Source organism: Paenibacillus sp. SYP-B3998 (genome assembly GCF_010820665.1).
Classification (GTDB): domain Bacteria; phylum Bacillota; class Bacilli; order Paenibacillales; family NBRC-103111; genus Paenibacillus_E.
Map to the genome: position 1 here is coordinate 174,385 of NZ_JAAIKC010000003.1, position 19,247 is coordinate 193,631.

The 19,247-nt window shown below is 42.9% G+C and carries 19 protein-coding genes; 16 read left to right on the top strand and 3 right to left on the bottom strand.

The features are described 5' to 3' along the window. Positions 1–76 precede the first annotated feature (76 nt). The gene (locus GK047_RS11145) at positions 77–1,771 is read left to right on the top strand and encodes a M3 family oligoendopeptidase (RefSeq protein WP_205516712.1); all 1,695 of its coding nucleotides are present in this window, start codon (positions 77–79) and stop codon (positions 1,769–1,771) included. On the opposite strand, the gene GK047_RS11150 is transcribed toward GK047_RS11145, so the two are convergent. Then, positions 1,768–2,700 (bottom strand): zinc dependent phospholipase C family protein, encoded by a 933-nt coding sequence (locus GK047_RS11150; RefSeq protein ID WP_163945829.1) that lies wholly within the window; start codon positions 2,698–2,700, stop codon positions 1,768–1,770. The genes GK047_RS11145 and GK047_RS11150 overlap by 4 nt on opposite strands. 239 nt (positions 2,701–2,939) lie before the next feature. Here GK047_RS11150 and GK047_RS11155 point away from each other — a divergent pair, with 239 nt between their 5' ends. Continuing rightward, positions 2,940–5,195 carry a PAS domain S-box protein gene (locus tag GK047_RS11155; RefSeq protein ID WP_163945831.1) on the top strand — a complete coding sequence of 752 codons (2,256 nt, stop codon included), beginning with the start codon at positions 2,940–2,942 and terminating at the stop codon, positions 5,193–5,195. 50 nt (positions 5,196–5,245) lie between these two features. On the opposite strand, the gene GK047_RS11160 is transcribed toward GK047_RS11155, so the two are convergent. Then, a complete protein-coding gene (locus GK047_RS11160; RefSeq protein ID WP_163945834.1) occupies positions 5,246–5,485 on the bottom strand; it encodes a hypothetical protein in 240 nt (79 codons plus the stop codon). A 161-nt stretch (positions 5,486–5,646) separates the two neighbouring features. Here GK047_RS11160 and GK047_RS11165 point away from each other — a divergent pair, with 161 nt between their 5' ends. From GK047_RS11165 to GK047_RS11220, 12 genes are all read left to right on the top strand, one after another. Further along, complete coding sequence (locus GK047_RS11165) at positions 5,647–6,717, top strand: DUF3900 domain-containing protein (protein ID WP_163945836.1); 1,071 nt, start codon at positions 5,647–5,649, stop codon at positions 6,715–6,717. A gap of 106 nt (positions 6,718–6,823) precedes the next feature. Further along, complete coding sequence (locus GK047_RS11170) at positions 6,824–7,480, top strand: deoxynucleoside kinase (protein WP_163945838.1); 657 nt, start codon at positions 6,824–6,826, stop codon at positions 7,478–7,480. 761 nt (positions 7,481–8,241) lie between these two features. Beyond that, on the top strand, positions 8,242–9,432 hold the full coding sequence (locus GK047_RS11175) for an FAD-dependent oxidoreductase (RefSeq protein WP_163945840.1): 1,191 nt from the start codon (positions 8,242–8,244) through the stop codon (positions 9,430–9,432). 25 nt (positions 9,433–9,457) lie between these two features. Next, on the top strand, positions 9,458–10,162 hold the full coding sequence (locus tag GK047_RS11180) for a copper homeostasis protein CutC (RefSeq protein ID WP_163945842.1): 705 nt from the start codon (positions 9,458–9,460) through the stop codon (positions 10,160–10,162). A 16-nt stretch (positions 10,163–10,178) separates the two neighbouring features. Next, on the top strand, positions 10,179–10,922 hold the full coding sequence (map, locus tag GK047_RS11185) for a type I methionyl aminopeptidase (RefSeq protein ID WP_163945844.1): 744 nt from the start codon (positions 10,179–10,181) through the stop codon (positions 10,920–10,922). A 139-nt stretch (positions 10,923–11,061) separates the two neighbouring features. After that, a complete protein-coding gene (locus tag GK047_RS11190) occupies positions 11,062–11,370 on the top strand; it encodes a magnetosome magnetite crystal formation protein family (protein ID WP_163945847.1) in 309 nt (102 codons plus the stop codon). Positions 11,371–11,624: 254 nt separating this feature from the next. Beyond that, positions 11,625–11,885 carry a hypothetical protein gene (locus tag GK047_RS11195; protein WP_163945850.1) on the top strand — a complete coding sequence of 87 codons (261 nt, stop codon included), beginning with the start codon at positions 11,625–11,627 and terminating at the stop codon, positions 11,883–11,885. A gap of 272 nt (positions 11,886–12,157) precedes the next feature. Beyond that, positions 12,158–13,168 (top strand): ubiquinol oxidase subunit II, encoded by a 1,011-nt coding sequence (cyoA, locus tag GK047_RS11200; protein WP_163945852.1) that lies wholly within the window; start codon positions 12,158–12,160, stop codon positions 13,166–13,168. Between the two features lie 33 nt (positions 13,169–13,201). After that, complete coding sequence (locus GK047_RS11205) at positions 13,202–15,175, top strand: cbb3-type cytochrome c oxidase subunit I (protein ID WP_163945855.1); 1,974 nt, start codon at positions 13,202–13,204, stop codon at positions 15,173–15,175. Then, a complete protein-coding gene (gene cyoC / locus GK047_RS11210) occupies positions 15,175–15,780 on the top strand; it encodes a cytochrome o ubiquinol oxidase subunit III (protein WP_163945856.1) in 606 nt (201 codons plus the stop codon). The genes GK047_RS11205 and cyoC overlap by 1 nt, the downstream gene beginning before the upstream one ends. 1 nt (position 15,781) lies before the next feature. After that, on the top strand, positions 15,782–16,111 hold the full coding sequence (gene cyoD / locus GK047_RS11215) for a cytochrome o ubiquinol oxidase subunit IV (RefSeq protein ID WP_163945859.1): 330 nt from the start codon (positions 15,782–15,784) through the stop codon (positions 16,109–16,111). Between the two features lie 168 nt (positions 16,112–16,279). After that, positions 16,280–16,783, top strand: a complete 504-nt coding sequence (locus GK047_RS11220; protein WP_163945861.1) for a GNAT family N-acetyltransferase — start codon at positions 16,280–16,282, stop codon at positions 16,781–16,783. Between the two features lie 71 nt (positions 16,784–16,854). Here GK047_RS11220 and GK047_RS29210 read toward each other — a convergent pair whose 3' ends face one another. After that, positions 16,855–16,992 (bottom strand): hypothetical protein, encoded by a 138-nt coding sequence (locus GK047_RS29210; RefSeq protein WP_205516714.1) that lies wholly within the window; start codon positions 16,990–16,992, stop codon positions 16,855–16,857. A gap of 173 nt (positions 16,993–17,165) precedes the next feature. On the opposite strand from GK047_RS29210, the gene GK047_RS11225 reads away from it, so the two are divergent. Both GK047_RS11225 and GK047_RS11230 read left to right on the top strand, forming a co-directional pair. Beyond that, positions 17,166–18,653: a L,D-transpeptidase gene (locus GK047_RS11225; RefSeq protein ID WP_163945864.1), complete on the top strand. Its 1,488-nt coding sequence runs from the start codon at positions 17,166–17,168 to the stop codon at positions 18,651–18,653. A gap of 79 nt (positions 18,654–18,732) precedes the next feature. Beyond that, positions 18,733–19,170 carry a carboxymuconolactone decarboxylase family protein gene (locus tag GK047_RS11230; protein ID WP_163945867.1) on the top strand — a complete coding sequence of 146 codons (438 nt, stop codon included), beginning with the start codon at positions 18,733–18,735 and terminating at the stop codon, positions 19,168–19,170. Positions 19,171–19,247 lie beyond the last annotated feature (77 nt).

Below are 19,247 nucleotides of genomic sequence, written 5' to 3' on the forward strand. Positions count from 1 at the left end.
TCGCAAGTTATTGTAAAGTAAATATAAACCAATGGTTAAATTTATTTGACCGTTTATATACGAGGAGGAGAAGCATTTGAAATTTCAAGATTTTACTTATATGAGACCTGATTTTACTGCTTTTGAACAACAGTTTAATCTACTGCTAGAGCGGTTTGCTGCGGCAAACTCTTCTGCCGAACAGGATGTGGCGATGGAAGCGATTGTAAGCTTGCGTGGCGAGTTGGAATCGATGGAAGCGATAGCGCGTATTCGGCATTCAATCGATACGACGGATGAATTGTATAAGGCTGAGCAAGAATTTCATGACGAGATTGAGCCGCTCTATCAAGGTCTGATAACAAAGTTTTATCAGGCACTTGTTCATTCTTCGTATCGAAGTGACCTTGAAGCCAAATGGGGAAAGCAACTGTTTACAATTGCAGAATTATCACTAAAAACGTTCACACCAGAGATCGTAGATGATTTAGTTCGGGAAAATAAACTTGCCAGCGAATACTCAAAACTGCTCGCATCAGCGAAGTTAGCTTTTGAAGGAGAAGAGCGTAATTTATCACAGCTGATTCCGTTCCAATTATCTACGGATCGAGCGGTTCGTAAGCGTGCGAATGACATTAAATATAGCTTTTATGAAGAAAATGAAGCTAAACTCGATGAGTTGTATGATCAATTGGTAAAAGTCCGTACAGTAATCGCGAAGAAGCTTGGCTATAAAAGCTTCGTAGAGCTCGCCTATATTCGATTGAATCGTTCTGATTATGATGCCAATGGGGTAGCAGCATTCCGTAAGCAAGTACTAACGCATATTGTGCCTGTTGCAACGAAGCTTAAAGAACGGCAAAAAGCAAGAATCGGTGTAGATTCCTTGCATTATTATGATGATAAATATAGTTTCGCCACCGGTAATGCCAAGCCTAAAGGGGACGCGGCGTGGATTGTCGAGCAAGCTCGACACATGTATGCGGAGCTTTCTCCTGAAACGGATGAGTTCTTTTCGTTCATGACGGAGAATGGGCTAATGGATTTAGTCGCGAAAAAAGGGAAACGAGTAGGTGGGTATTGTTCCTATATTAGCGCCTACAAAGCGCCATTCATTTTCTCGAATTTCAACGGAACCTCAGGAGATATCGATGTCTTGACCCATGAAGTGGGGCATGCCTTCCAAGGGTACAGCAGCCGTGAATTCCAAGTGCCAGAATATATTTTCCCAACCGTAGAAGCATGTGAAATTCATTCAATGAGTATGGAATTTCTTGCTTGGCCATGGATGGAGTTGTTTTTCAAGGAGGATACGGATAAGTACAAATTCAATCATCTAAGCGATTCCCTTCTGTTTATCCCTTATGGCGTTGCTGTCGATGAATTCCAGCATCGTGTATACGAACAACCTGAGCTAACGCCAACAGAGCGGAAGCAAGTATGGCGCGAGATTGAACGTAAATATTTGCCTCATCGCGAATACGAAGATAATGCTTACTTAGAGAATGGGGGCTTTTGGCAGCAGCAGTCGCATATTTTCAAAAGCCCATTCTACTACATTGATTATACGTTAGCGCAAATCTGTGCCTTTCAGTTTTGGAAGCGGTCTAATGAAGCGCCCGAGCAAGCTTGGCAAGATTATTTGAAATTGTGCAAGGAAGGCGGAAGCAAATCCTTCACTGAGCTAGTTGATGTTGCGGGTCTCATCTCACCTTTCGAGGAAGGGTGCGTCTCTTCAGTCATCGGGCATATTGAACAATGGCTCAATGGGGTAGATGACACTAAGCTTTAAAGGATAGGCTGGGTATATAGGATTTCCAGTCCGCTATCGCATGGCTTACCCGTCTCATACGAGCGGTTGCCAAGATTACTCTGAAAGACTTCGAAATCTGCTGCAAGTCCGCTCTGGAGCGCTTTTACAGCAGCCAGTAAAACATTTTTTCCGTCTTCCATGGCAAGATCCCATAAATCCCACACACTGTATGTGTAAGTCTCATCTAGAGAGGTGGGACAATTCCAAACTGTCCTGGCTTCGTTCATATAATCGAGCGGAGCCGGTTTTTTTTTGTAAACAAATGGGGAGATTTGACCGAAGGTTAGAACGCGTTTGATCCCTTTTGGATCATGAAATAAACGTTGTGCACGGAGCATGTCGCGATAGGCAGTATTCCAATCATCTTCTGTAAGCTGTAGGGCTAGATCGGAATAGTGAGCAGCCGCAGCATGGGTGAGCGCACGTGCCACGCCTAATGGCAAAGCATCCCCGACATCGATTTCCTTCCAGACAGGTGTTTTCCATGTGGGGAGCCCTAGTTTACGTTGAACGATTAACGTATCCATTATAATTTCAAAGCGTTGATGATCCCATTTCTTGAAACCGGATTTATAAAAAACATAGGGATGCATATTGCGATCTAGAACATGGTGCGTAATAAATCCGAGTACATAGAGAACGGCGGGATTGTATAAGCCTCTCCCTTGAACCTGTTTAAGCAAATCGAGCAAGAAGGTACCGCAGGCTTCGGTATGCATAAGGCTTCCGAGTTGATTCATCGTAGTATCTTTTTGCCAAGGCAGAAAGTTGTGATAGAACAGAAAATCAGGTCCTTGGCAACCAAGGGAAAAAACACGACGGAGCTGTTTATCGTTCAGCGCATGTCCATGATTAATTTGAGTCATCAATTCTTGGCCAAAAAGTAAATGTGTCCAAACATTAGGCAAAACGGTCACTCCTTTAGAAGTTTGGTTGGAAAAGTGGGCTTTCCCAGCATCATTTTAGGGTTTTTGTTTAAAAGGATATAGGTTAACAAACTTCATTTTAGCATAACCTGTAGGTTCGAGGGCACATTTCGTGCATAATTTAAGTCCCAACTGTTTCTATGGCAGGAATAATATTCTAGTCGGTCGAATTCTAACAGCGGTGATTACACCATCAAATGTTTTTGAGAGATGGGTGATAAATGACGATGATCAATAAGCCGCTGAACTTGAAAAAGGGTGTTCAAACAGCAGCTGCTCAAAAGCTGCTTAGGAATAAGGGGCCAATGTTTGGCGCGGCCTTCGAATTCGCCGCAATCGGTATGGCCATAATATCGATTGATGGTTGCTGGATGGAAGTTAACCACTGCCTCTGTTCCATTACTGGATATTCACGACAAGAATTATTAAATTCCAAGGTTCAAACCATAATTTTTCCTGAAGATAGAGAGAAGCAGCTTGCCTGCATGGAGCAATTAGTAGCAGGTGAAATAAGCTCCTCTCAGATTGAACATAGAATAAAGCTTAAGTTAGGTTGTGTGATTTGGGTAGAATGCGGCATGTCAATAATCAAAGATGAGGGAGGTAAACCGCTATACTATGTGTGGCAGTTTCGAGACATCTCACATGGGTCTGATATGGAGCGTAAGCTTGCAGAAAGCGAACAACGCTATAAGTCACTCATCAAGCATAATCCCGCCGGCATAATCACCTGCGATTTACACGGGTTCATTAAAAACATTAACCCTGCTATGGAACGTATACTGGGCTTCATGGAAGTGGAGATGATAGGACATCCTTTATACCGCTTCTCGGCTAAAAAACAGAAGGATGAGGAAGCTGCGCATAGCCTGATTTTTCTCGAGTCCGATAACTACACGCTCAGCATGAAACACAAAAATGGAGAAATCATTGAACTTGGACTAAAAAATGTGCCTATCATTGTTAATGATATGATGGAAGGCGTGTACCTGATAGCCAGAGATATTACCCAACATAACAAAGATCGTGAATCGTTGCGGGTTGCCCAGCAAGACCTTCATGATACTGTGCGAAGGCAGCAGGGCATGACGATGAAGTTCAGACAGATGAGGGGGAAATTTATACACACCTTATGTGACGGCGAGCTTTTATATAGGCTCGGTTACAAGCCGTCTCATATTATTGGTAACGGTTTATACGAGATATGGCCGTTCTATATGGCAGCGAATATGGAGAAGTATTATCGACGGGCGTGGAAAGGAGAAGAGAATGTAATTTATGAAGCGACATTTCGCGGAATCACGTATTTGACCTCCTTGCGTCCAATTCTTGAGCAAGGGAAGGTCATTGAAGTTATTGGTTCTTGCGTGGATATAACCGAACGTAAACATATGGAGACCGAGCTCCGAGAGACGAAGGAGCTGCTGGAGTCCTTTATCAATAATACAACGGATGCGATCTGCGTATTGGATATTAGAGCGAGGGTTATTTCTGTGAATGCCGCTTATGAGCATGTATTTGGGTGGAAGCAAGATGAACTTAAGGACAGAAAGCTGCCCATCTATCCCGATTTTCTGGAAGAGCAGCGTAAAGAGCTTTACGACAAGCTTAAAGCGGGTAAACAAATCTCAGGCTTAGACACGGTACGTAAGCGCAAGGATGGGGAACTCGTCCACGTGAGTGTAACCAAAACGCCAATCAAGAATGAAAAAGGTGATATCATCGGTTTCGCTGGCATTACGCGGGATATTACCGAACGCAAAAGAACGGAGGAACTCCTGCGTAAATCAGACAAGCTTTCGGTGGCTGGACAGCTTGCTGCAGGACTCGCGCATGAAATTCGTAATCCGCTCACATCTTTACGGGGGTTTCTACAACTGCTGCAGAGTGATATGAAGGGGAAACAGCATTATTTTGACATCATGCTATCCGAACTGGATCGTATTAACTTCATTGTGAGCGAATTTCTTGTCATTGCAAAACCGGAAGCCATTCACTATAAAAAAAGCAGTCTGCAAGCTATTTTACATACGGTCATGGCCCTGCTTGAAACACAAGCTGTCCTCTGCGATGCGGAGCTTTTACTTGAATTTGAATCGGATATTCCAACAATTGTTTGTTCCGAAATGCATTTAAAACAGCTGTTTATTAATTTGGTCAAAAATGCGATAGAAGCGATTCCCAAAGACGGACGAATTCTAATTACGGTAACGATGCATGGGCCTGATCAAGTACGAATCCGTACTCAGGATAATGGATGCGGCATTCCGATAGAACGTGTGAAGCAATTGGGTGAACCTTTCTATACAACAAAAGAGAAGGGGACTGGACTTGGTCTGATGATGTGCTTCAAAATTGTAGAAGCGCACAAAGGCACGATGAATATCCAAAGTAAGATGGGGGAAGGTACGACCATTGATGTGTTTTTGCCAATGCAGTACCACAGCTTTCCCGAGATTGAACCGTCTATGACATGAATATTAAATAAAAACCGCCAAACCTGTGAGCGCAGGTATTGGCGGTTTCTTCATTCGAAACGGATGCTGAATTCATTGGAGTCTCTCGAATACCAGAGGGATTGTTTAGAGCTATCTTCGTAAACGCATTGAATTTGTGCTTGATCAGGCGTATATTTCACGATCAAACCAGTTGCTATTTGATAATAGACGCCTTGTGGGTCTAATGACCATACGTAGACAGGTGTTTGTGTTAAAGCAGCGACAAAAAGCTCAGTGTCAGTCTCAAGTAATTTGGTTCCGTAGATCATCTTTGCACCTCTGTCTTTTTTAATAAGTATAGTGTCATATCTAGTGACAGTATGAGAAATGAAATTATCACGCATTTGCATATATTTTTTTGTAGCGTTTCGCAATTAGACCAAGTAAAATCAAATTTGTGCTTTTTATTTGAATGTTAGGGAGAGACAACATGAAATTCTCAATTCAATATATATCTTTTTTTGTGATCCAAGGGGAGGGTGGCGACGCTTCATCCGCCAAAAATTATAGGCATTATCAGACATTAGACGAGGCGGATTACGAAGAAAGTGACTTACAGCACTTTCTTGACGGCGAGTTCGCACGTATTGCCAAGCGCAAAGTTGAACGAAATCCGAGAGCTGAGCAAGTACCGACCAAGATCGGTCGATTTATTACTGAACCTGGTTTTGAACTGGAAAGCAATCCGAACTACAATCTGTTTGCGCGGCTGCGCTTTGCTGAGAACAAGATGGACTTTTTAAATATGAGCGATGAGCTGCTCAATGCCTACTTAAACACAAGCGCAGTAAGAGGAGGCGCGTTTATCGTAGCGAGTGCGAAGCTTAATCAATATTTTGACGATCCATTTGTTTTCATTATGAAATGTGATTTCGAGCCTAAAATTGCGCGTATAACGGATGAGAAAAGCCTTCTCAATCAAGTTGAAATGGCGATAAATGCGAAAAATATGAAGTCTATCCAGTACCCGTTCATGCCAGAAGAAGGAATGCTGGAGCTTGCGGAGCTCAAAATTCATCAAGCTTCGCATGCTCGTTATTTTGAAGATTTCCTAAAGTATGTAGAATATGAGCAGTCGATGCCCGAAATTCTGCATACGCAAGTGCTGGGTCTCGTTCAGCAGCAGTTGGAAAGGGATTACGAGAACATGCCGGAAGAGCGGGAGCGCGAAGAGAAAGATTTGGAGCTGTGGGCGGCAAGTGAGAAAAGGGAATTACAGGAGAAATGGACACCTGTTCAAGTGATGGAGGCGGCTTCTTACTTAGTTGAGCAAAAGCCGGATCTTGAGATGCGTATTAAGCTTGATCATATTATGGTTAAAGCGCAACTTGCCGATTATGGCCGTAAGGTGCACATTGCCAGACAGGGTGAACGCTATGTCATTCTTATCGAGGGAGACTATCTTCATTTCGAGAAAGGCGTTTCTCCTGTTGAGCTGCTTAAACCCGATGATCTGCATGCTGTAATTGAACGTATCACCCTAGAAGAGGACGGAAGATAACAACGAAGACAGGGTTCCCTGCGCTTTGATTTCCTTGTATAATAGGAAAGCTTTATTTGAATTGACAGTTGGTTAATAAGTATTGGATAGAAGGAGAAAGGGGTCAATGACTGTGATTGTGGTTGGGGGAATGATCGGGCTTGGTAAAACGTCAGTAGCCACGCTGCTTGGACAAGAATTGAATTCGGATGTATTTTTTGAGAGTGTTGATGATAACCCAATATTGCCTTTGTTTTACACATCTTCACCGGAAGAAATTGAAAAGAAGCGGTATCCGTTTTTGCTTCAATTACACTTCTTGAACTCACGCTTTAAGTCGATTAAGCAAGCGTTAGTACATAACCGTAACGTGCTTGATCGCAGCATTTATGAAGATTGGTACTTTGCAAAAGTGAATCGTGAGTTAGGCCGCATTAGTCAGCTGGAATTCGATGTATACGAAGGTTTGGCTGATAACATGATGTCGGAGCTTGCTGAGCTTCCTAAAAAGGCACCTGACTTGATGGTATATTTAAAAGCTTCCTTCGACACGGTGATGTATCGGATTGGTTTAAGAGGGCGTAGCTTCGAGCAGGATCGGTCCCTGGTTGAATACTATCGGGTTTTGTGGTCAGGCTATGATAACTGGGTCATGAACCATTACGATGCTTCTGAGATACTAATTGTGGACATGGATCACGTGGATGTTGTGAATCGTGAGCAAGATGCTGCGGATGTTGTTGAAGACGTTCGTTTGAAACTGAAAGAATTAGGTATTGCTTAGGCGAGATACCTTATCCAAGGAATATGCAGCCCCTTCGACAAAGAAGGGGTATTTTATTATTATTTAGACAAAAAAAAGAAGCCGTGATAAACGATACACGAGGCTTTCGCTTATTAGAGAAGTTTAACAAACCAACAAATAGAGAAAACGCTGATCCATAGGAAAGCGCTGAACATGAGACTATTGATTAATCCTGTTGCAGTGTTTGGATAATCGTTCATATCATCAACACCCTTCACACAGCTTTTCTTCCTACTTCGTTTAATTGTAAGCCTTTTCATTATTTAAATCAAATATATTCAGAAAATTATAATAAATGACTATCGAAAAAACATTTCATCAAACAGGGGTTCAAAAGTCCTGATGTGGGTAAAATAGTTCTATCGTAATATGACGGGAAAACGCTTTTTTTGTTGCTGAAATCTACTAAATAATGTATGATACATATTGTATCGGTTAGTTTTTTTAAGATAGGGGTGGTCGATCTTGTTGTACGTTGTTTGCTACAAAGGGAAACCAATGTGTTCCCCGTTAACTAAGCTTGAGGTATCAGAGAAAATGACTAAATTAAGTCGTTCTTTCTCCAATCTAGAAATCGTGGAAGTGAGGTCGCAGCTAGCGGCTAAATAACGGGTTTTTTATTAAAGGAAATCCATTATACATGTTCTAGATTCTCCCTGACTTAGGTTTGGGAGTTTTTGTCATGCATGCATGCTTTGTGATACATTTAGATGGATACAGATTGTTCATTAGGAGGAAGCATGGAAAACTCCATAGACACCAGGAAAAAGGCAATCATTATTGGTGCAGGTATTGGTGGTTTGAGCACTGCGATCTTCCTACAGCAGCAAGGTTGGAGGGTTGCTTTATTTGAAAAGAAGCATGAGCTATCCGAATTTGGCGCAGGAATCGTATTGGCTGCGAATGCAATGGCTATCTTAACCCAGCTTGGCGTAGATGATTTGGTGCGCAAGTCAGGGGCTCCAATTGGCATAGCAGAGATTCGAACTTGGGATGGCGAGCTTATTACGACACTGCCAACGGAGAAGCAAGCAGCGCGCTACGGGACGCATAGCTATCTTATTCATCGCGCGCAGCTCCAAGCGATTTTGTTTAACAGTCTAAATACATATACAAACATACAGATGAATAAAAAACTTGCTGCTATAGATCAGAACGATGGCCAGGTCAAGGTTTATTTTGAAGATGGTTCGGAAGAGAAGGGCGATCTATTGATTGGCGCCGATGGCATCTATTCGGTAGTAAGAGAAATGCTTCATGGGCCATCAGAGCTTCATTATTCGGGATATACCGCCTATAGAGGGATAACGACATTCAAGGACAAGCGCTATGTTCCTGAGGTCGGAGGTGGGTTTGAGGCATGGGGGCGAGGAAAACGATTCGGGTTTTCACATCTTGGACAGGATCAAATCTTCTGGTTCGGGGCAATTAATTGTTCTGCGCCAAAACAAAGATCTCAAATCTACACCAAGCAAGAGGTGCTTAAACAATTTGAGGATTGGTACGCTCCCGTTTCCGCTGTTATTCAGGCAACAGAGGAAGCAGCGATGTTAACTCACCCGATATATGATCGTCAGCCACTTGCGTGCTGGAGCCTTGGTAGAGCCACCCTGTTAGGAGATGCCGCGCACCCGATGCTTCCCAATTTAGGTCAAGGTGGTGCGCAGGCGTTGGAGGATGCGCGTGTGCTTGCTCAATGTTTGCAAGGAGTAAACACTTCTTCAAAGAAGGAGCTGAACGACGCATTGCGTTCATACGAGCAAAGAAGAATACCGCGAACAAGCAAAGTTGTTCGCCAATCGCGGCGAATGGGGCGCATGGTACAGCTCTCGAATCCGCTGACTATCGGTATCCGAAACAGTTTGCTTCGTATGCTGCCAGCTCAAGTTCAAATTCGCCAACTGGACTGGTTGTTAGGGCATCGTATTTAATCGTTTGTTAAGGAGATCGATGAAAATGCTGTTGGAAGTCATAGCAACGAACGTTGAAGACGCTATTCAAGCGCAAATAGGCGGGGCTGATCGCATTGAGCTTATTGCAGCCTTCGAAGAAGGCGGTTTGACGCCACCTATTGCGATTGTGGAAGCCGTTGTAGAAGCTGTGGAAATCCCGGTTCATGTTATGATAAGACCACATAGCCGCAGCTTCGTCATGGATGATCAAGACATCAGGTTGATGACGGAAGAGGTAAAGCGATTTGGGCAGACGGGAGCTGCTTCGTTCGTATTTGGTGCTCTAACGCCTCAGATGACAGTTGATACGGAAGCCTTAGAACGATTATTGGAAGCAACGTCATTGCCGATTACTTTTCACCGGGCATTCGATGAGGTTCGAGATCAAGAAGAGGCACTTCGAAGGCTTCTTTCATATAAACAAATAGGCTCAATTCTGACCTCAGGCGGCAAGAAGAATGCGCTCGAGGCTGTAGTGCAAATAAGTAAACTTGTTGAGTTGAGCAGAGGATATGATCTGCAAATTATGGCTGGCAGTGGACTGACGCTGGAAGCTGTAAAGATGTTTGTTCTGGAGACCCAAGTTTCTCAAGTCCATTTCGGCTCAGGAGTCCGTTTGAACAATCGTATAGATCAGTCAGTGGATGCGGCTAAAGTGAAGTTAGTAAAAAATGAACTTGATTGGATAGACACAGGAACTACTAATTGATGAAGGGGGAATGAGTATGACGGTAGGTTCTCAAAAAGATATTGATGGTCTAATGGAGATTGGTAAGATTGTGGCGTTGGTAATCAAGGAAATGAAACATCAAGCACAGGTTGGCATGACGACGAGAGAATTAGACGAAATTGGTGGGCGCTTGTTGAAGAGTTTAGGTGCAACTTCAGCGCCGAAAAAAACGTTGAACTTCCCGGGGTATGCTTGCATCAGTCTAAACAGAGATATTGCTCATGGCATACCGAATGAACAGATCATTCAACCAGGGGATTTAATTAATATTGATGTTTGTGCTGAGAAGAATGGGTATATTGCCGATAGTGGGCATTCTTTTCAGATGGCTCCGCATAGCGTGCCGATAGTTCGCCTCTGTCAATACACATACGCTACCATGATGAAGGTGATCTATTCACTAAGTCATGGAGTGAAATTGAATGAAGTTGGTAGAATCATTCAAGCTGAGGCAGAACGAGGTGGATATAAAGTAATTAATAATTTATGCAGCCATGGGGTTGGAAGGGCCATTCACGAACAACCTGAGATATTACCTTTTTATAATAAACATGATAAACGGGTATTGAGAGAAGGCATGGTTATTACCATTGAACCCTTTATGACGACTGGTGCAGAAACTGTTGTAGAACAACCTGACGGCTGGACATTACGGCTACCTGATAACAGTTTTGCAGCACAGCATGAGCATACAATTATTATTACCAGAAATCAGCCTATCATTTTGACGGTCGCATAATTTTATTTACTACACTCGATAACAGACGTGAATGATGTGATATTTAGCTGAAGAATAAGAATAAATAAAAAACTAACAGAATACATGGACGATACCGAATATAATAAAGTAGGAATTTTATGGAAAGGGGGATTTGTCCATGTATGATTCAACAGATATTCAAACGAATAAAGGCATGGCGATTGTTGCTTACATCTTGTTTTTCATACCATTACTCGCTGCCAAAGAGTCCAAATATGCCATGTATCATGCTAATCAAGGGCTCACTTTGTTTCTCGCCACTGTAATCATTAATATTTTACTTGGCTTGATTCCATTTATTGGTTGGCTTTTATTGCCTTTAGCCAACCTGGCGCTATGTATTCTTGCCATTCTAGGCATTGTAGCTGCTGCGCAAGGTCAGGTAAAGCCTCTGCCACTAATTGGTCGCTACACACTTTTGAAGTAGAAATAAAAATACATAAAAAAGAGCAGGTTGCCAGATAGGCAGCCTGCTTTTTTGCATCATGAATAATCTTGGGTCAACATAGGGCTTTCAATCCCAATTCGCCCTTGAAATTTATTCTGCTAGAAAGTAATGAACAGCCTTGCCATAACTTTGTCTATTTTTTGATCAACGTGTGAATAAAATATGAACAAATCACGAAAGATGTGTTATACTAAACGTATAAAGCACTTACCTTACAGTTTGGAGTGATTCTCATGACGACAAAATTGATGACAGCAAGCAATACAGAACGTAGTGAGCGCGATGTGATGCCGTTAGTGAAGATGTTGACAGTGGCAGCTTGGGCTTTACTGGGCATAGGATTAATTCTTAGTTTGTTCAACATAAATCATTTTAGTGATCGTAACACATCCCTGATGGTAGGTATCGGATTCATGGTCGGCAGTGTCCACATATATGTGATTCGTACAGCGATTCACTTGGTGCATTCAGGTGCCAGTTCCAAATCGGACTGAGTTTGGCAGCGATTCAATCCTTGCGCAAAGGTAAAGCTCTTTAAGTGAAAACTTGAAGGGCTTTTTGCTGTTTTCATCTATTTTCGAAATAGTCAACAAACGTTCTGTGACATTTGTTTTACATTAAAGGGGCAATCCATTGACGTATTTGTTAAGTCCTGAATGTGCCAGTGTACTTTTTACGGTAATTTGCTATCTTGGTAGTAGATACGAATTGTTCAATGAGCAATGAATACTTAATTTTCGGAGATGCAAGGATAGGGAGGATCAGTATGGGAAAGAAAAGGAAGTTCGTACAAGCCTTATTACCACTCATGGTTATCGCATTAATCGTGCTGTTAACAGGCTGTGAACAAGCGATGGTGCTGGATCCCAAAGGTCCGGTTGGCCAGACTCAGAAAGATTTAATTATTATTTCATCCGTGTTATGTCTGATTATCTTGATTCCGGTACTAGCGCTGACAGCGTGGATCGTATTTCGTTATCGGGATAAAAAGGGTAATAAAGCGTCCTATCGCCCTAACTGGTCACACAGTACTTCATTAGAAACGATCTGGTGGTCGATTCCAATTGTGATTATCTTTATTATAGGTGCAATTACAGTAAAATACACCTATGCTTTGGAGCCGTCGAAGGTTATTGACACTGGTAAAAAAGCGGTTACGGTTCAAGTAACCTCGCTAGACTGGAAATGGTTATTTACATATCCAGAGCAAGGAATTGCAACTGTAAACTATTTGCAAATTCCTGAGGATACACCGATTAGATTTGAATTGACATCCGATGCGCCGATGAATTCCTTTTGGATTCCTCAGTTGGGTGGTCAAATTTACACAATGTCAGGAATGGCTATGACGCTTTATTTGCAAGCTGACGAGATTGGGCATTACTTTGGGACTGGCGCCAATTTCAGCGGGGAGCACTTTGCAGATATGACGTTTGATGTCAATGCAACTTCACAATCTGATTTTGAGGCATGGGTGGCCAAAACAAAGCAGTCACCGGAAAAGCTGACAAAAGAGAGCTATCAGGCTTTGGCGAAGCCAGGGAAATCTGGCGTTCAATATTTCTCCTCGTTCCCTGAAGGCTTATTTCAAAGCATTGTAACGAAATATACAAGAGGCCAAACGCTTCATAGCGGCCATGGCGGCACGGAGACGAAAGAATCCAAAGACGGGGCCAAGAATGAAACGAAAAAGCCTCAGGAACCAGATAAAAATGCGCAAATGGATCATAACCAAATGGGCAAAATGGACCACACTCAAATGAATACGAACAAATGAATAACGGAGTCATCATGAAAGGAAGATAAGCTCATGTTGGATAAAATTAAACAGTTTGCATCCGAGTTTTTTGTCACGGGCGATCCGATGATTCTCGGTGCGCAGGTCAGTATCGGACTTGCCATGGTTGCTATGGTGTTCGTGCTTACGTATTTCAAAAAATGGGTTTGGCTATGGCGCGAATGGCTAACGAGCGTCGATCATAAACGAATTGGGATCATGTATATCATCTGTTCGATTATGATGCTCTTCCGCGGCGGGGTTGATGCACTGTTAATGCGCGTTCAACTTGCCATGCCGGATAGTGAGTTTTTACAAGCGGAACACTATAATCAGATTTTCACAACGCATGGCGTTATTATGATTTTGTTCATGGCTATGCCGTTGATGTTCGGACTTTTCAACATTGTTGTGCCGCTGCAGATTGGGGCGCGCGATGTGGCGTATCCGTTCTTAAACTCACTTAGTTTCTGGATGTTTTTCTGGGGAGCGATGCTGTTTAATGTATCGTTCGTCATTGGTGGATCGCCAGATGCTGGTTGGTTAGCTTACCCGCCTCTTTCAGAGTTATCGCATAGTCCTGGTCTTGGTCAAAACTTCTATATCTGGGGCATTCAAATTTCAGGTATCGGTAGTTTAGCAACAGGTATTAACTTTATCGTAACGATCATTAAAATGCGGACACCGGGTATGAAAATGATGCAGATGCCGATGTTCACTTGGTCGGTATTCTCTAGTTGTATTATGATCATCTTTGCATTTCCGATTTTAACAGTTACGTTAGCTCTGCTGTTCCTTGATCGTTCCCTAGGTGCGCATTTCTTCACCCTAGATGGTGGGGGCAATCCGATGATGTATATCAATTTAATATGGATGTGGGGACACCCTGAAGTTTACATTGTTGTAGTGCCATCCTTTGGTATCTTCTCGGAAATCGTGGCAACCTTCTCCAAAAAGAAATTATTCGGTTATAAGTCAATGGTTTTTGCAATGTTAATTATTAGTTTACTTTCCTTCTTCACATGGGCGCATCATTTCTTCACCATGGGTTCAGGTGCAGACGTTAACGTATTCTTTGCGATATCGACCATGCTCATTGCGATACCGACGGGGGTCAAAGTGTTTAACTGGTTGTTCACGATGTTCCGCGGCAGAATTAGGTTTACGACGCCAATGATGTGGACGATTGCTTTTATTCCTTGTTTTGTTGTCGGGGGAATGACGGGAGTATTACTTTCCGTGGCACCGGCTGACTTCCAGTTCCACAACAGCTATTTCTTGATTGCGCATTTCCACCAAGTACTTATCGGTGGCGTTGTGTTTGGTTATTTTGCAGGACTTTACTATTGGTGGCCGAAGATGTTCGGTTTCAAGTTGAACGAACATATCGGCAAGTGGGCTTTTTGGCTATGGAACATTGGTTTCTACGTTTGTTTCATGCCGCAGTACTTCTTGGGTTTAGACGGAATGACACGCCGTACGTACACGTACAGTTGGGATATGGGCTGGGGACCACTTAACGTTGTATCCACTGTTGGGGGATTCCTCATGGGAATCGGGTTCCTATTCCAAGTATGGCAAATTGCCCATAGTATTAAATTCAGAGAGCGCGATGTGACAGGAGATCCTTGGGATGGTCGTACGCTGGAGTGGTCAATTCCATCACCTGCACCGCTGTATAACTTTGCTGTTCTTCCAGACGGGAAAGACACCGATGCATGGTGGGAACAAAAGCAACAGCATGGACCAAAAGGCGTGAAACATCCAGCTAGTGCTTATGAACCAATTCATATGCCAAAAAACTCAGCAATTCCATTTATTATGTCTATGCTTTGGTTTTTTGCCGGCTTCGGATTCGTGTGGAACTGGCTGTGGTTGGCGATACCTGCGATGATAGGGGTTGCCATTTGTATGGTGGCTCGCTCGTTCTCTTACGATACCGATTATTACATTCCGGTAGATGAAGTGAAACGAACTGAAGCTGCGTTGAAAGGGGCGAACGTTTAATGGCACAGGCTAGTGCGCATCATGGACACCATGATCATGAACATGATCACGAGTCGCTCAAAACATTCGGATTCTGGATCTTTCTCATAACGGACTGTATTTTGTTCGGATCCTTATTTGCGACTTATATTGTGCTTCACCAGAATACGAACGGGGGACCTACTCCCGAAGAATTATTTAAAATGCCAGGCATCATCGCGGAAACCTTCATCTTGCTTACAAGTAGTTTCACCAGCGGCCTAGCTGTCCTAGGCATGCACAAAGGGAATATGAAACAATTGATTGGTTGGTTAGCGGTTACGGTTCTCCTCGGTGCTTCCTTTATCGGGTTGGAGTTGTCAGAGTTCATCACTATGGTTACGCATGAGAACGCGACAATTAGTACAAGTGCTTTCTTGTCAGCATTCTTCACCTTAGTAGGAACACACGGAATTCACGTTACGGTTGGATTGGTCTGGATGATCGGATTAATTTTCCAATTGAAACGCAGAGGGATCACGGCTGTAACTAAACGTAAAGTGGAAGTCATTTCTTTGTACTGGCATTTCCTTGACGTCGTATGGATCTTTGTATTTACGGTCGTTTATTTAATGGGGGTGATGTAGGATGAGTCAATCAAAAGCGGGTTCGCACGATGCCCATGCATCGCACGGTTCTCTCAAGTCATACATCCTTGGTTTCGGCCTTTCTATCGTGTTGACGATTATTCCATTAATTACCGTGATGAATCATCTGCTTAGCAAGACAGGTACACTGGTGCTAATCCTAGTTATGGCGGTACTGCAATTCGCCGTTCAATTGTTCTTTTTCATGCATTTGAAAGAAGGCGAGAACGCGCGTTGGAACATCATGGCCCTTATCTTTGGTCTCGTTATCTTGTTGACAATAGTAGCGGGCTCGATTTGGATTATGACCTACAACACCGTGGCACATTAAGAGACGGTGTATTATAAAGCTGTTGACACGTTTAGTGTCAGCAGCTTTTTTGCATTCAAACGAGTCGTAGAAAAGCACTTCCAAGTGTTGAAAAATCATGAAACCGATTCACAGAGGAAATAAGCGTGTGCTATTATTAAATGATTCCCATTACAGGAGAACCCGTATATGACTAATGAACATCTCGATGTGCGACAAATTTCACTCGTCTTCTATGAAGAAGAGCACCAAGAGGCGCTTGAGCTTTTTTATTTAACTGATGAGCAGTTGCAATTTACGGCTTCACCCAAGGCTGCTCTTGATGTTGCGAAATCAGATAAGCAACGTTTTCCTGTCGTCATTTTGTCAGAAAACGTACCAGTGGGCTTTTTCGTGCTGCATGTGGGTGAAAATATCCAGCCTTTTACGAGAAATCCAAATGCAATATTACTGAGAGCTCTCTCGGTCAATTATGAACATCAAGGCAATGGATATGGGAAACAAGTTTTACGTTTATTGCCGAGTTTCGTAGCGATGCATTTCGGTGAAATCAATGAGATCGTCTTAGCTGTTAATGAAACGAATCCGATAGCTAAACGACTCTATGAGAAGATGGGCTACGTGGACAAGGGTTTTAGAAAAGAGTTCGATAAAGGGGATCAAATCATTTTACATTATGCGGTACATGCATGATATAGAGTCTAATTTGCCTACCCCTAATAAAAAAGTCTTGTGGAACCTAAGGTTCCCAAGACTTTTTTAGGTTAACAATTGTTTTTTCTATTTTGCCGCTGCTTGGCTTCTTGCTTTTCGTGCTGAACGGCTTTCTCACCAAATTGATCCAAACGGGAAGGACTGCTGGCAGGTCCGTTATTCTTTGGCGTGTTATTTCTTCCACCCATGTTCATCACCTCCACCAATTAAAGCATTTGCGATAACCCTTAACTTCATGCAGAAGGGAACAAAACAGTTGTCAACGTGTCGCTGTCATGATACATTATGTATCAAGGATACTAATTGTATCGTGTATCCGAAGATTTGGACAAGCCATCTAGTATGAATGGAGAGGAGCCCAATGATCCGCAGAAGCCAGCGATTTCGTAACTACCTCGATGAGAACTTGATTCACCTGCATAAGAATCTGTTCATTAGTCCTTCGGATCCACTGTATCACGAGAAAGTGATTCGTTATTTGGATTCCCGTTCTCCGGAAGCGCATTTTAAGCTTGGGCAGAAATTTCAGTTGAGAGGCAATCGGAAGAGGGCGCTTTTTCATTACAAGGAAGTTTTGAAAACGTACCCATCTCCGTTCTACTCAGCGGCGAATCGGGCTATTCATCACATGGATGAGCAGCATGCGACAGCGCTAGCGCAGATGGAATCTGCTGCATATGCGGAACCGCACAAACAGTTACTTCCTCCTTTTATGAAATCATTACTCATCGTGTTATTTGTCTTAAATTTATTATTAATCCTTTTATTTTTTGGTGAAAATCCGATTTATAAAATGATCTCGACGTCGAAGGTATGGGGCGTAGGATCAAATGTCACTTATGAGACGGTGGATGTACCCTATGTATCGTATTTATTACCGGATGTGAAGAATGAAGAGATTGAATCTGAGCTTCACAAGCTAGCCATTGAGTTAGCTAAAGATATGCCCAACCATAACATCATTATTTATGGCATTATTTCTAATGATGTCAGGGATCGCGGCAAAACGATGCTGCTGACGAACGATGAGATGACCAAGAGTGCGATTGTTATCGCGCAATATTATCCTGGGGCAAATCGATCGGTCAACATTCGCTTCTTAAACAGCCAGTTTGACAAGCACCAACCGCTTAATGCGATTGGTGCTAATTTAGTTAGAACAGCTCTAGCAGCATATCGTAACGATTATGGGAAAGAACCTCGTGGCTTGGAATGGCTTGTTCAAGACTATCCCAATAATTATTTGAGTTTTATTCCAGTGGAAACGTCTTCAAGATCGAATACAATTCATACTAGTTATGATGGCAGTGGTGGCTGGGTATACGATTCTGCTGCAGATCAATTGAAAACTATGTTTTACGCGAATGTGCCCAGTGGGGACAGCATCCCTTTCGAGCCTTTGCATATCGAGATAAATAAAGCGCAGCATCGTTTGAAACTGCTTAGCGGTTCAAATCTTTTATGGGATAAAGAAATCGGTTTAGGCGCAAACGACAGCACCCCTCTGGGAAGCTTTCAAGTGAGGGATCGTGTGCTTAACCCAATGGGTAAACGTCAGCAAAGCTACGGGGATGCAGGACTGGGCATGGGAGCTATCGCCCTCCATGGTACCACGGATGAAAGCTCGTTAGGCGCAGATAAATCGCTAGGCTGTGTTCGTTTGTCAAACGAAGATATTCAACAATTGTTTGCGTTCGTTCCTAAAGGCGCTGAGGTTCAGATTGCCACAGCAAGCTGGGTATCTAATAATGAGCTTAAAGCAGTCGATGGTACGAATCTATTGATTCCCAATTCACTTCCTCTTATTAATGAAAAGCCGGTGCATCTTATTTTTCATTGGTTGGGGTGATCTTGTCACAAACAAGAAGGGGACTTCGTCTTAAGAGAGAAGTCAAAAAAAACGAATGACGAAATTGGAGGATTCCCCTATGACACTTAGAATGGAATATCGTAAAGAACATCCCGAAGCGTTTCAAGCCATGATCAAATTGGAGAAACATGTAACGGAGAGCGGCATTGATCGCACGCTGCTAGAGCTTATTAAGATTCGCGCTTCACAGATAAATGGCTGTGCCTTTTGCTTGAATATGCATACGAATGACGCAAGATCTCAAGGCGAAACAGAACAGCGTATTTACTTGCTTAGCGCTTGGCGGGAAGCACCTTACTACACAGATGCGGAAAGAGCTGTATTGGCACTTACGGAGGCCGTTACGCTGATCTCGGAAGCTGGTGTTCCACAAGCTGTTTATGACAACGTTAGGGTGTACTACGAGGCTAAACAATTTGTGGCAATTCTTATGGCGATTAATACCATTAATTGTTGGAATCGACTGGCTATTGCGACGGGCATGATGCCTAGCTAACAGCAAAAAGAAGCAGCTGCGCTTTTGGAAAGATTGACATCCAAAAGATGCAGCTGCTTTTTTTTATTTGAGAAGTT